This is a genomic window from Carboxylicivirga caseinilyticus, from assembly GCF_050589785.1.
In the GTDB taxonomy this organism is placed as follows: domain Bacteria; phylum Bacteroidota; class Bacteroidia; order Bacteroidales; family Marinilabiliaceae; genus Carboxylicivirga; species Carboxylicivirga caseinilyticus.
Window position 1 is genome coordinate 90573 of record NZ_JBNGOX010000013.1, and the last position, 14424, is coordinate 104996.

At 32.7% G+C, this 14424-nt stretch carries 15 protein-coding genes; all 15 read right to left on the reverse strand.

Annotated elements, in window-relative coordinates:
- Positions 1-47: 47 nt before the first annotated feature.
- The 15 genes from ACRD62_RS08975 to ACRD62_RS09045 all read right to left on the reverse strand — a co-directional run bounded on the left by ACRD62_RS08975 (position 48) and on the right by ACRD62_RS09045 (position 14369).
- Positions 48-1082, reverse strand: a complete 1035-nt coding sequence (locus ACRD62_RS08975; RefSeq protein WP_430819797.1) for a serine hydrolase domain-containing protein — start codon at positions 1080-1082, stop codon at positions 48-50.
- A 117-nt stretch (positions 1083-1199) separates the two neighbouring features.
- Positions 1200-1694 carry a MepB family protein gene (locus ACRD62_RS08980; RefSeq protein WP_430819798.1) on the reverse strand — a complete coding sequence of 165 codons (495 nt, stop codon included), beginning with the start codon at positions 1692-1694 and terminating at the stop codon, positions 1200-1202.
- 35 nt (positions 1695-1729) lie between these two features.
- Positions 1730-2215, reverse strand: a complete 486-nt coding sequence (locus ACRD62_RS08985) for a hypothetical protein (protein ID WP_430819799.1) — start codon at positions 2213-2215, stop codon at positions 1730-1732.
- An 89-nt stretch (positions 2216-2304) separates the two neighbouring features.
- On the reverse strand, positions 2305-3426 hold the full coding sequence (locus ACRD62_RS08990; RefSeq protein ID WP_430819800.1) for a hypothetical protein: 1122 nt from the start codon (positions 3424-3426) through the stop codon (positions 2305-2307).
- Positions 3427-3496: 70 nt separating this feature from the next.
- Positions 3497-4690: a hypothetical protein gene (locus ACRD62_RS08995; RefSeq protein WP_430819801.1), complete on the reverse strand. Its 1194-nt coding sequence runs from the start codon at positions 4688-4690 to the stop codon at positions 3497-3499.
- Between the two features lie 91 nt (positions 4691-4781).
- Positions 4782-5534 carry a formylglycine-generating enzyme family protein gene (locus tag ACRD62_RS09000; protein WP_430819802.1) on the reverse strand — a complete coding sequence of 251 codons (753 nt, stop codon included), beginning with the start codon at positions 5532-5534 and terminating at the stop codon, positions 4782-4784.
- A gap of 112 nt (positions 5535-5646) precedes the next feature.
- On the reverse strand, positions 5647-6534 hold the full coding sequence (locus ACRD62_RS09005) for a hypothetical protein (protein WP_430819803.1): 888 nt from the start codon (positions 6532-6534) through the stop codon (positions 5647-5649).
- 160 nt (positions 6535-6694) lie between these two features.
- Positions 6695-7420, reverse strand: a complete 726-nt coding sequence (locus tag ACRD62_RS09010) for a hypothetical protein (RefSeq protein WP_430819804.1) — start codon at positions 7418-7420, stop codon at positions 6695-6697.
- Positions 7421-7637: 217 nt separating this feature from the next.
- Positions 7638-8663, reverse strand: coding sequence for a hypothetical protein (locus ACRD62_RS09015; RefSeq protein WP_430819805.1), 1026 nt, complete (start codon positions 8661-8663; stop codon positions 7638-7640).
- A gap of 309 nt (positions 8664-8972) precedes the next feature.
- On the reverse strand, positions 8973-10238 hold the full coding sequence (locus tag ACRD62_RS09020; RefSeq protein ID WP_430819806.1) for a T9SS type A sorting domain-containing protein: 1266 nt from the start codon (positions 10236-10238) through the stop codon (positions 8973-8975).
- Between the two features lie 513 nt (positions 10239-10751).
- Positions 10752-11477 (reverse strand): NAD-dependent epimerase/dehydratase family protein, encoded by a 726-nt coding sequence (locus ACRD62_RS09025; protein ID WP_430819807.1) that lies wholly within the window; start codon positions 11475-11477, stop codon positions 10752-10754.
- Positions 11478-11556: 79 nt separating this feature from the next.
- Positions 11557-11733 carry a hypothetical protein gene (locus tag ACRD62_RS09030; RefSeq protein ID WP_430819808.1) on the reverse strand — a complete coding sequence of 59 codons (177 nt, stop codon included), beginning with the start codon at positions 11731-11733 and terminating at the stop codon, positions 11557-11559.
- Between the two features lie 90 nt (positions 11734-11823).
- Positions 11824-12393, reverse strand: a complete 570-nt coding sequence (locus tag ACRD62_RS09035; RefSeq protein WP_430819809.1) for a Crp/Fnr family transcriptional regulator — start codon at positions 12391-12393, stop codon at positions 11824-11826.
- 94 nt (positions 12394-12487) lie between these two features.
- On the reverse strand, positions 12488-13504 hold the full coding sequence (locus ACRD62_RS09040; protein WP_430819810.1) for an arabinan endo-1,5-alpha-L-arabinosidase: 1017 nt from the start codon (positions 13502-13504) through the stop codon (positions 12488-12490).
- Between the two features lie 193 nt (positions 13505-13697).
- On the reverse strand, positions 13698-14369 hold the full coding sequence (locus tag ACRD62_RS09045) for a TMEM175 family protein (protein ID WP_430819811.1): 672 nt from the start codon (positions 14367-14369) through the stop codon (positions 13698-13700).
- Between the last annotated feature and the right edge of the window lie 55 nt (positions 14370-14424).

Consider the following 14424-nt stretch of genomic DNA (forward strand, 5'->3'; position numbering starts at 1 on the left):
AGAAGTTTAAGTAGAATTGCTTTCTCTGATTCTGGGGTATAAAGGCTTTAATTGCTTCTGATAATTTTTACAATTCTATTATACATTATTTCCGACATGTTCCAGTTGTATCCATCAAAATTCACAGTGTTTGTAAATTGAATAACAACAGCATCTACATCTTCATAATACCTTGCAATGGTCTGATATCCGGGTATTAGTCCTGTGTGTTCAAATTTGTAAATTGAGGAATATATTTCCTGCTCTTCTTTGTTTTTAAAAACAGAACCATCATTGAGTGCCCGGATAAACTTAGCTAAATCTTCTGCCGTTGCCAGCATGGCATCGTTATCGTCAGTTTTTAGGTCGTATTCATAACCAACATAATAGCCGCTCATCACATCATCCATATTTACATCATGAATGGAACCGTAAGTGTTTTTAAGATTCAGAGGATCTAAAATATTTTCTTTTAGGTATTGAAATTTGTTCTTACCACTGACTTTTTCGATAAGCTGTGATAGTAGCAAGTAATTAGTGTTGCAATATTCATAATCTGTATCAGGTTCGAAATTGGCAGGTAAATCAAGTACAAGTTCTAAACGCTCGTTATCGTTTGTTTTGGGATGAGCCCAATAATTATATGTCGAAGTATAATTGGGTATTCCGCTGCGATGCTGAACCATCATACGAATGGTGATTTTGTCCGAATTTTCAATTCTATCCTTTAAGTCTGGAAAATAATGTGCAAGATTTTGGTCTAGTGCTAATTGACCGTCAGAAACTAATTTGGCTATAGCTAAAGCCGTATAAAGCTTATCAACACTGGCAATTTTAAATAATGAGTTCGGGTCGGCAGGAGTTTGGGTTTCTCTGTTTTTGTAGCCTGAAGTATAAAATTCGGAATGGTTACCTGTTTTATTCACACAAACAATAATCCCGTCAAATCCATAATCTGTTGCTTTATCAACTTGTTCCTGTATCGTTTGTGGCATTGGTGTTAGCCAGGCTATTACAATAGGCCACGGTACATAAAACAAAGAGATAGCAGTTCCCAGGAATAATAAAAATCTAATAATCCAAATTGAAGTCTTTTTTTTCATAGTAATTAAAAGGTTGTGTAAGATTAATATTAGTGATTTGGTTCACTAAGTCATAACACACTTACTTTGTTGTTGTTTTGCGTGGTAGATATGATTAAAAATAATTTAAACTACGCTTTATCTTCCAATATACAATTCGTTGACTCTATTTAAGTCTGTTAAATTGGTGATTTCATAGAAATAGTTCAACTGCCATTGTTGAGAAAGCTGTGCCTGTTTGCTTTTTGCAACATCCCATTTAGGATAAACCCGAAATGCTCTTTTACCTTCTCTCTTTTCTGTTGATATTATTCCCTTATCAATCAATACTGATTTTGGAAACACAAATTGCCCTAATTTTTTATTCATTCTGGTATTTACAATCAAATAGTCAAACTTATCATTGCAGTTAAAAGGTTGAATAGGACTATTATTAATTCTTTTCCAAAAGGTAACGAATTGTCCGTTTTTTTTGGTTGTGATTTTTGCGCTTCTACTTATGATATGCCGACCATTCAATTGAAACCGACAAGCATCATATTCCTTACTTTCTTTTTCTGTTATGAAATTTGTTATTGTTAGGGAATGTTTGTCGTAAATATCTGTTTTAATCTGGCTTAAGTTTTTATCCATTACTAATAATTAATGCATTGCAATATGGATAGCTATTATTGAAATAAGTAATAACCTAAAGCAAAACCTAAAACGGCAGCAAATATTCCAACAACAGTATTTCTTACTCTGTCATCTGAAACCCTATTATTCAAATTTTCTTCCTGATAGTATTCCGATTTAAATGGTTTTGATGATGGATCTTTATATTTTAGAAAATCAGCTTTACATCGATAACAGCTGCTCCATAAATCGGGCCTGGTCTCTTCTGTTATATTAATTAAATCAGCATTTATAGCACATCCTTCATTTTGTAATATCTCAATAGCGTGTGCTTCACTACAAGAAACTGAAATGCCTGATTCACCTAATATAATTTCTCCAATTTTTTCAATTGAATCGTTGTAGTTAATGAACTTTGTTATTTGAATCTCACAATTCTTATAATCAGATTTCGAGATTTGATACCCATTTCTTACAATTCGATGTGAACAACTTGATATTGAAATTAATAGTACAATAAAATATAAAATTCTTTTCATCGTATTAGTAGGTTTTTAAATGATATTTTTCTTTTACTGAATAAGGCAGCCAGAATAGTGAACAGATTAATGCAATACTTTAAGCTTGTTTATAACTTTGGTAATAAACTTTTCATTCCGTTAGATGAAATAATCCACAGAACTCTTAACGTAAAAGTATTTCCTTCGAGTTTGGTACCCGATGGATTATCGAAGTCAAGATGCTGATAACGAAATTGAAAGGATAAATAGTTTTTATAGTTATATCTGTATCGATAACCCATACCTACACTATAATTGGGAGACCAAAGAAACTTAGGGTCAATATCATTTTCATCATCTCTGGCAATAGCAGTAATTCTTTCACCACCAAGACCACCTGACAGATAATATTCTGAATTATTATAGGAGAGGAGGGTCCGCCCATATTCCAATCCAACATACATCCCGGTATATTCGTTTGTTGTAATTACTGAATTTTTGTAGAGTACATCGTATTCTTTTTTTGGTCCCCCAAACTTAAAATCCAGAAGCATATCAATAGAATTCTTGTTAAAAATTCCGCCAAATCCAAAACCAATTATTCCATTGTTACCTATTGTGTTAACGGATTGATTAGTAATAAAAAATCCGGAATAGATCGTAAAAGTAAATTCTGGAAGATGTTTAATACTATCGACGAATTGCTCATACTGATTTTTAAATCGATTACCCGCATATTTGTCTGTTGCTAAATCAGATAATTTAGTTTTATTGGAGTAGAGATCAGTTATAAACTTTTCTTCCAGGGTTAAGTTCGTTTGATTTAAGATATCATTAGATAAAGATTCTAAGAAACTGTTATATAATCCATTTGTATAATCGCTTGGATAATATCTCGAATACATTCCGGAATAGAATATATTATTTACTTTTCGTTTTCTGTAAGCCACCAGTTTCGTAAACAAATCATCATTGATATCCTTTTCATTGAAGGTTCGGTTCTTGATATTAACCAGTGTTTTAGTCTGATACAATAAATCACTGATTCCACATCTGTTTTCCCAATATTCTAAAACATAATTCAGACTGTCATTTAATCCTCGTTGATAATAATCGGGAATTAAGAAGGAGCAATTATATTCAATGTCAGGACAGCTAATATACCTTCGTGTCATTAAATGATCCAGATCCTGTGCATTGGCTGTCTGTAATAAAACAATTATGGAAAAAAAGGTAATGATCTTCTTCATACAAAAGATGTCTATCTTTTAGGATGTTTGGGTGTTTAAATCACTCATAAATAACAATTTTGATATTGCTTCAAAACAGAGTATATCCAAAAATTACTGATATTGTTTTATATTCACTACTAAAGTTCATATAATTTTGGAAAAGGTCTCTGTTTGTAAAATATCTCAGTTCAGCGCTATATCTATTTTGAAATTTATATCCTAAACCCAAAGCATAGTTCATTCCTGTTTTAATCTCTAAATCACCAGCGTTTTCAAATAAGAACTTTGAATTTCCAGAAAAATCCAAAACAAATGATCCATTAATAAAAACTTTAGAATTATCGTTCAAAAAGAAATAATGTCTTAGTCCAACAGGTAATTCAACCGATTTATAGTCGGCAGTGGTAACATAATCGCCTGTTGCATGGTCTTTCTCAGATTTAAAATATTGATAGGTTGGTTCAATTATAATTGCCCATTTATTTCTATTGAATGGCAATACAAATTCACCTTCTATTCCGAGTCTAAATGTTGTTTCATTGCCAAAATCAGTATTTCTGTAACTGGATGCAGCGTTAATAAAGGAGAGAGAAGTGGTATTTAAACCGGGTCTTAATGAAAGGTTGAAAGAGTTTTTGTTTTGTTTTCTTTCATAGGTGATGTATTCAGAATTATTGCACTCGTTATAAGCCTTGAATATTTCTACCAATTCTTTCCTGCGGCATCGGGTGTTGTTTATTTGATTTTGCGTTAGGCATTGTGATTGCAAATGAATCCAAAGTTGTTGCTTAAAGCTCTCGTTAACAGCAACTTTATTTACACCTGTTTTGTATTCTTTATAAATTAATTGTTCAATTTCTGTAGTGTCGGTATTATAAAAGTAACTTGTTCCGATTCCATCTTTATACAAATATAAATTGGCTTTACCTTCAACTAAAACCTTTAAAAAAAGCGTCTCTTCTTTAAAGATTGGATTCCTTTGATCACTTAACTCCCCACTCTTATATTTTGACCTGTCAATATTTACAGTACTTCTAATATACTTTGCGTTATTATTGATTGTGAATTCTTTTACAGAGTTAATGGTGAGTTTTTTTTGTTCTCCCAATTCTGTTAATGTATAAGTAAACAAGGTTGGATTAAGGTCCCAATCATTGTTTTTGATAAAACATTCGACCTTTTGGTCGTTATTATCAATAAAATATCCTTTTTCAAAAGAAATTTGGGAATAACAGTTCAGGCTAAAAACTGTGATTAAAAGTAAGGTGATTTGGCTTTTCATTGTTTAAAAATTGAATTTTTTAGTGCTGTGATGGTTAAATATAGTTAGTTATATTAAATTTTAAGTGTTTGTTAATTAGTATTTATTGATTTTATTCAATGTTTTTTGCACATCTGAAACCAACAGCATAATCGCACCAATTACTGATTAATCCTTTTCTGTAAAATACTTTTTTGCACATTGCTCCTGAATGCCAACTTCCTCCTCTGATGACTCTGTTTGATCCTTGCTGTGGTCCTTGCGGATTTTTATATTCACTCTCATTATAATAAGTCTCAGAAAACCTGTCAGCAGTCCATTCCCAAACATTACCCGACATATCATACAATCCGTAACCGTTAGGTTGATAACTACCAACCGGTTCAATCAGGTTTTGCCATTCTGTAGTTTCCTGTTTAGCTCTTTCCTGATCTGATTGATCTCCATTGGGGAAGTCTTTCCCTATTAATCCACCTCTTGCCGCAATCTCCCATTCTGCTTCTGTTGGAAGTCTTTTACCTACCCATTCGGCATATTTTTTTGCATCTCCGTAATTGATCCCTACAACAGGATAGTCAGGAAAGTCTTCTCCGCTTTTAAATATTTTTGTATTCCAGAATTCCGGCAATTGGTAACCGGTCTCTTTGCAAAAGATTAGATATTCTCTGTTGGTAACCTCGTATTTATCAATTAAAAAGGAATCGATCTTTACTTTATGCTCCGGACTAAAACCTAATCCATTTTGCATATTATTACCAATTAAATATTCACCTCCCGGAATTAATGCCATTGTTGAATCCTTCTGAGCAATCGAAAGAGATGTGGTAAATGCAAACCATAGCAGTATAGAATTAAACTTTTTCATATCCTGGGATTATTGGGTTTTTCTTTTTTACGTTTTAGATTGCTTTTATTGGATGAGCAAAGCACACCTTGCATTATACCAGCGTCTTAATACACGAAGTTTTTGATATGAATTATTCCAAGAAATTGTTCGAATCAACCATTATGTCTTTAAAAAAATAATCCCATGTAACTTTCTTCGTTAAGGCATTGCAAATTACATAGCAATTATAAGGATTTGATTTATAGCTAAATTTAATTTTGTAAACTCTATCTCCAATTCCAATCCGATCATTGAAATCAAGTTGTGTTAGGATTCTATGATTTAACAATTCTTCAAGTAAATAAGATCTCTTTTCTGGAATAGTTAAATCCTCAATACTTTTTACTTGATCAAGATAGATTTCCTTGAAGTTTATTGAAATTGAATCAGGTAATGCAACCCTTCGCTGGCTCTTAAATTCGCTCTCACTTTTCTTATACAATTTACCTTTATTATCGTTTTTATATTCTGAAACAGACTCATTAGTTTCAGCGTAATAGAATTTAAGATCAAGGGAATCAATATTAATATAGCGTGTCAAAATATCTATCCCCTCTGACTTAAAATCTTCCGAAAATAACTCATTGGGTATTGGGGAAGGTTGATCTTGACTAAATAATTCTTTATAAATATAATGAGGTTCAATGTATGTATTACGATAATGCGCTCCCCAACTATTGCCACCGGATTTTATTGACATTTTATTTCTAAGTGGATGAATACTTGAAAAATAGTTGCGATAATGATTAAAAATAATGGAGTCTGAAATAGTTTCAACAAATGAAAAGTCTTCCAATATATAATCATCTGCATTAGTTATATTTTTAATAATCCAATTATTAGATAAATTCTTAAAATTGGTTTCATATTCAATAATTGAATCTCCAAATTCATAAATAGGCACGGTCTTTTGACCTAAACAAAATGACTCTTGAATTAGTAGTATGTATACAATGATAATATATATAATCTTCTTCATTTTAAGATCTCTCTAGTGTTTGCTTTAACGGCCAGTGGAATGAAACGGCATGGGCGACGCTTGCTATATGTATCATGGTTTAGTTTTGCTATTAAAGTACAATTTTATCAGCATATCACTGAATCCTGCGATGGTTTATAACACATGTTAGCAAACGTTTTTATTTAATATTTTTTCCAGAAATCAGTTGTCTATTTACTTTTTGGTTGTTCATTATTGAATTCTTGAAGTCTTCAAAATTTTCATAATTATTCGGTGAATCTTTAAGTTGTTCATAAAGGAACGATTTGTCTGTTTGGGGATAAATTATGATAGTTTCACCAAACCTTAAATCAAAAAGTTTCATATTAAGTAGCAAAGTAGAATACCCATCAGGGCTTGCGAAAAATACCCAGTCAAATTCATTGTTTATTACTTCAAATGTTCCTTGTGCAGTCAAATAAGGATAATTTCGAGAGTCAACTAATGTTGTCTCTTCTGAATCCTTATCATTTGTTAAAATCAGTAAGGTTAGTTTATCTATTATTTTTTCGCTTTCAGGGGTTTCATATTCGCCAATTCTAACACCTTTAAAAACTGTAGAACCTATTTCAATCGAGAAAGGAATACTGGATACGGCATAGTTATATTCAGCTACTGGAAAAGGCGATTTGTTTAAAGGATAACTCTGAAAAATTTCGGAATACTTATTATATGTTTCAATGTCTTGATTAAATAGCTTTATGTCCCATTTAGTAGTATCAAGGTGTTGAACAGCTCTATCGTTTAATTTTTCAATATCCCATTTCTTTTCATCAGCTGTTTGAGAAACTGAATTAGATTTTTCTCTCTCTTGACAAGAATGAAAGAGAATTCCCAAAATTATTATTAGTAACTTTTTTGTCATTTTCAAATGTTTGCTAACGGCCTGCCGCATGGGGCGTAAGGGAAATTTAACCTTACTTACTTCTCAAATTGCGCGGAGCCGAAGCGTTGGATTGGGTTTTATCTTTTCATTTTATTTTAAAGTCAAATCAACGATTTGGCGTTGTTCGCCGAAGTCGCTAACCTTCCAAACTGCTCTGAATCCCTTATGCACTATTGCGGTTTGTTAGGTATTGTTTTTATTTCATTTTTATTCTCAAAATATCTCCTAGAATAAGGTAAGTTTGAATTATGCATTGATTAGCTTCCAGTTCATCCACATCTGCATGAATTCCCTTATTTGATAACTCATATATATAGTCAACTCTTTTGCCAAGACTAGAAAGTTGATTTTGAATCAAAGATGTTGATGTACTTTTTTCGAAATTTTCATGAATAAATTGCCAAATCCTAGCAATATATTTCTCTTCACTAAAAAGCCTTTCTTTCCCATCAGAACATTTTACTGGAATTTTTGACGGAGGATAAATGCTATCTGCGAAACTCTTTAATACACGTCTGCATGTCACAAGGCTTTGTGCGTACTCTTCCTTATTCTCAGATTCAATTTTAATTGATAAGAATTTTTCCAGTACATCTGGTGCAATCTCAGCTAATTTAATATCTACGAGTTCCTTAGTCCTTGCAAATATATCAGAATATGTTTTGCCCATTTGTAGTTCATATTCTGTGTCATTAAGGAAATTGGATGCTCTTAGTTTTATACGTCCTAGAATATTTCTATAATCCTTGATTGATGATTCTAATACTTGACGAGCTTCAAAATTTTCGATTTCTATTTCATATGCTCTTTTTGAATCAAGATTACTAGGTACGATAAGGTTTCTTGTTGAGTTCTCAGCAAATTCTAAGTTATTTTCTATTTCTATTACTGATTGTGAATAAATTTTATCAGACTCTATTATTGCTACATTTAAATTAATAGATTCAGCCCTTCTTTCATTAATCCATTCATCCAAGTATTCTTTCCAAAGTATCTGATACTTTTCAACTGAAAACTTATGCCTTATTGTCTCAGGAAATTTCTTTTTACAATTACCGCCATTTGTAGTACAGAACTCCCAGTGAAGCCACCACTGATTCTCAAAATCATTACGCAACATTGCCACTCTTAAGCAATCATTCAGTATAATACTAAGTTTTTCTGAACTTAACTTTTGCTGTGCTGAATTGACAATTTCTAATATTTTATCCTTTTGTCTCATCAATTAATACTCGTGTGGGTTTCAAAATAATGCCTAACTCTCCAATAAACGGAGTATTACTGTTATTTCTTCTTTATAATGTATTTTATTTGTTAGGCATTTATATACACTTATATACACTTATAAGTGTTTTAAATATATATAACATAAAAATCATTTCCAAAAGAAGGGCCTGTGTAACTATTCACTTTTTCGAAAAAGTTAGTAACACATTTATTGTTTTATATAATTGCTTCGGTTGGTGTAAATAGATTCGGCACAAAAAAACCGACCGGAAAAGCGGTCGGTTTAAAAAATCGTATTTAAAACTTATTTCTTCATTAATTTACCACATTTGGTAGTACCATTGTTAGTTACAAGGTTGTAAATATAGATGCCGGGTGTAAGGTCTTCGACATTTACTTTCAAACCTTGTTTAACCTGAATTTCTTTTACCTTATTACCGGTAATATCGTATAGTTCCAAACGTGCAGAATTAGCACCACCTGTGCTTATGGTTAGTTCATTAACAACCGGGTTGGGGTATAATTCTATTTTAGTTTCTACTTTCTCTGTTGTTCCAGTAGGAGTACCGCTGAAGTAATTAAATGTAATTACTGCAATTTCGTACCAATCGTTGTCGATAAAGTAGTAATCGGTAGCAGTATTTAGTTTATGAGTAAAAAATAAGCTTGCGTCACGTTCATAGGCAAAAGGAAGTGTCAGATCATCATAAACGGCTGTATTATCATGGGTAAAAATTTCTTTATAATCTTCCAACCAGCCTAAGTCAGCATCCCATTCAAAATCAATATATTCTGAAATATTACCATATTCGTCACGTACGAATTCTTCCTTGTAACTGTTCACCCAGGTATCTCCACTGTAATCCAACGAAGTGGCAACAGTCATCAAATCATTTTCGTCATAAATGTATTCCACTTTATAGGTGGGATGCCATTCTTCACTATAATAACTCGATTCAAGAGTATTGTTTAAAGTACCACTCTCATTGTAATTATATTCAATTTTGTCGCTAAGGGTATAAACACCTGCACTATACGAATAAGCGTTTACATAATCAATCTCTGCTGCGGCAGTATAAAAATATTCGTTTTTATATCTTAAAATCCAAACATCATTTGTAGGAGTATAGTACAGTTCCGTTTCAATCTTATTTTCTGTGTCGTATGTATATTCAGTTCTGCTGTACTTATACCATTGAGCATCAAATTCATATTCTTCATAGGCAGCAATCCGGTTGTTCGTATCGTATTCATACTCTTCCTTCCAGCTGGTTTCCCAGTTGCCTGTTTCATCGGCATAATACGAAACATATGAAGTTGATCTGTTAGATTCATCATACAGATAGTCCAGTTTTGCAACGTCAGTACCCTCAGAATTCACAATAGCATTATCAAGACGGTACGATGCCTTGATTGATTTTAATTCAGGAGAAAGTCCACCTTTGTGATAACTTACCATTGATTTTTTACAGTTTTTAGAAGGTAATAATCTGGAATTAAGGGAACTGCTTTGGGCAAAAGTTACGATAGAAAGCAGCAAAACGGCTGATAGTGTAAATGATCTTTTCATTTATAAATTATTAGGTTAAGAATTAAAAGACCCTTTCGGGCTTAGGTTATTTAAATTATGATATTGCTTTACGTATTTAGATTCTAAAAGGATACATAGAATGTTAAGTAGGTTTTATTTAGGTTTAGTTATGTGTTAATTGACTGATAGGGTATAGAAACATTCTGCACAGCAAAATTTCTGACCACTAATATATCAATTATATTTAATGTGTTGGATATTTGTCTAATGATGAAACTATTTCGTTTGTTGATTTATATTTCGTTGTGTTATGTTTAAATATTTGAAAATTGGATGATTGTGTAATTGTGTAACTTTATTTTAACTATGATAATTCAATTTTCTTCTGTCAATCTTCTTTTATTACAATTTACATACCATAAAAACTCACATATTTAAACTTATTAGAGTATTCCTAATAATAAATGAAAGAATTCAGAATAATAGAGTTTTAAATAAAATGCCCACAAATTCAACCTTAAACTTGTGGGCATAAATATTTTGTTATTCTTATTAATTCACTCGCCAATTTTCATCCCAGCCAAAAGTATTGATGGCTTTCTCACAAGAAATTGATTCATGGGCTTCGGTAACATTATAAATGCCGGTTACGCCTTTTGTAACTGCTATTTCTGTCGCTTTCGCAGCTGCTTCAACGTGAACTGAGGCAGGAACAATTGGTTCATTAAAGCCCGTACGAGGACCATAGAGAAGACCATAACGCAGAACAATACCTTCAATTCCGGATTCTATTACCTGTTTTTCTAAATTGCGAACACCCTCCGCAGTCTCACCATATACAGGGTGACTCAGTGGCAATAATGCATCCTCTTCGGTGTGCGGTATTGGAGCATCATCGTAAATGAATGAAATACTTTGTGCAATAATTCGCTTACATCCAGCATTAACAGCTGCATCTACAAGATTTTTTGTTCCTTCCGTTCTCAAACGAGCATTTCTTTCCAGAGCCGCTGTCATTTCATCAGCGTTTAGTGCATATGGAAGGTCAGTAAGCTGATGAATTACAACATCAGGTTTAATAATCGCTAGTTTATCTTTTAAGAGTTCTGCATCATATACATCCAACACTACTGGCTCAACACACATTTCTTGAAGCATAGCAATTTTCTCTTTTGAGCGAGTCATACCGTATACCTTCCAGCCATTAGCGACTAATAATTTTGAAAGAACTTGTCCGATGGCACCTGTTGATCCTGCTAAGAATATAGTTTTTGACATAATTTTACCTTTAAGATTCTTGAATCTCTGAAATTAATTTGTTTTTACTTTTTTGATTTTTATGTAACTGACTGATGAGTTATTTTGCCTGCCAGTAACATCTTTTAGGAGATGCGATAGCCTCCTCTTTTTTTAATGAAGCCATTGCTTTATCGACCTCTTTTCGGTCAAGACCAGTTATCTCGACAATCTTTCCGGCATTTAAGGGTGCCCCAAATTTTTTCATAGCAGCTAATACTATTTCTTTTGCTTCCATTTTTTAAAATTTTATCGTTTTAATCTTATGGATACAAAACTAGGGGAGTTGAAATTCAAAAAAATTAAGCTGGTTTAAGAAAGTAAACTGCTATTTCTTTTTACGTAATTCGCTTACATATTCAGGGGTGAGTCCCAGGTATGAAGCAATCATATATTGCGGAACACGTTGGACAAACTGCGGAAACGAAGTGCTAAAATGAAGGTAAAACTCTTCTTTCGACATCTCATATAAATACTTATTTCTTTGCTGAGAGGCCGCAAGGTTTTTCTGCATGATGATTCTAAAATAACGTTCTAATTGTGGTAGTTCTTTAAGTAAGTTGTCAAATTGCTGAATGTCTATTGATATAATTTTTGAGGCTTCAATAGCTTGAATATTATACTCAGATGGCTGATTTTCCATAAAGCTATTATAATCGGCCAACCACCAACCTTCTATGGCAAATTGTGTTATCTGTTCACTAGCTTTTGAGTTTATATAATACATTCGTAAACAACCTTTTTCAACAAAAAATAATGACCTGCATACTTGTCCATTTAAAAGTAAATGTTCCTTCTTTTTGATGGTTCGAGACTTAATGTATTTTTCTAATAATTGTTCCTCACTTTCATTAAGCTCAATATAATTTTTTATATGGCTCGAGAGGCTAATCTGCATAATCGTCTTATTTAATTGAATGGAAAGTGAATATACCTTATAAAGTTCTCAGAGGATAATTAATAGTTCACTAAAACATAGTAATAAATAGAATCTAGTGATTCTTTAATTCCGGCCAGCCATCTTTCCAACTTAATTCATCAATCAGAAGTTTTGATCGGCCATTTTCATTCCTGTCGTAGCCATGGTATACGATAATATCTTTTCCATCTATGAATGCAACGCCGTTATGTCCCACACCGGCCCAACGGTCGTCACCCTGCAATAATAGCGTACCACCTCCCTGATCAAGTCGTTTCCCATCTTTGTCAAGGTATGGACCGTCAACCGTTTTAGCCCTTCCAATAATGATTTTATAGGTACTATTTAAGCCACGGCAGCAAAAATCAATGGAGGCAAACAGGTAGTAATAGTCTCCTTTTTTATAAATGAATGGTGCTTCAATACTGTTTTCCCGGCGATCATCTTTACTGGTCCTTCGTGAGGCTATCGTATGTGTGTTATCAGAAGATTTAGCTGTTGTTAATCCATCATCACTAAGTTGTATTAGTTGCAAACCTCCCCAGAACGATCCAAAGGCAAGCCAGGGCGTTCCTTGCTCATCAACAATTAAGTTTCCGTCGATTGCATTCCAATTGGTTTTACCCGGAAAAGACTGAATGACTTTACCATGATCAACCCATTCGAAATCAGGGTCGTATGGATGCAAGGTCTTATTGGTGGCAACACCAATACATGAGGTGTTTTTACCAAAGGCCGAAACCGAATAGTAAAGGTAGTACTGACCATTGAAATAGCTGATATCAGGAGCCCAGGTATGGCCCTTGTATTCGGGTATCGTCTCTGTAGCCCACTGTGGTGGTTGATTAAATACAGGTGCTTCGATGGTCCAGTTTACCATGTCATTTGAAGATAAAACACTGATACCAAATCCGGTTGAGAAAACGTAATAAACCGAATCCTGTTTTATAATAACCGGGTCGTGTGATCGGATTGAATCCAGAGGAAAACTTTTTCCAATTAAATCTTTAAAACGATTTCTTTGTGCCTGGCTTGAAAAAGTACATAGTAAAGAAAAAATAATAATGAGAGAGAGATGGGATTTTTTCATAACTGGTTATATTTAAGGATAATCAAAGATAGTAAAACAATTAAGTGATGTCACTCATTATTAGTATCCTTTGAATTCCTTGATTGTTGTCATATGCTTCTTTGCAAAACACGGATTAAAAAAGAATTAACCAATAATTATCCTCTAATAACAAATATTTAAAGCCTGTTTTTATATGATGATTTGAATGCAATTATCTATAATGCTCCTTCATAATAGTTGGAAACTTTTTAGAATAGTATTGTGTAATTAATCGTGGAACAAAGAATATTAGAATTGGTAAAAAATATGCCCAACCAGTAATAAATGAGACTAGTAATGTAATTATAAATAATACAGGAACGATCAATGCTCTGGTAATGTTATAGTTTACAATTACTTTGCCTGGATTACTACTTATTTTGTATTGTGGGTTTCCAATGATTTTCCATAGTTTATAGCAGAAGAATCCTGATAAGCAAATTGTTAGGGTGTAAAATGTGAATGGTACTTTTAGCGATCCGGTAAAATATTCAGTAAAAAATGAAGTGCTAAATGGCATGAGAACAATGGGTAGTAAGAACAAAAGATTATTCCACAATAGTTTTGTATTTATTGCTGTTACAAATTTAAATAATCTATGATGCGTGAGCCAATACATGCCAATAACAAAAAAACTAACAGCGAAACCAATGAATTTAGGTAATAGATGTTTTAATTCATTCCACAATAGGGCATCGTTAATAGAATGAGCATTTAATGTGGGCATTTTAATGTCAATAACAAGTAATGTAATAGCAAATGCAAAAACTCCATCACTAAAAGATGCAACTCTTGATACCTGGAATTCTTCTTTATCACTGCTATTTCTAATATATTTTTTCATAGGTTAAAATCTTTTATTTCCAGTTAGACAATTGCTTATCTATGAAATGATTCGG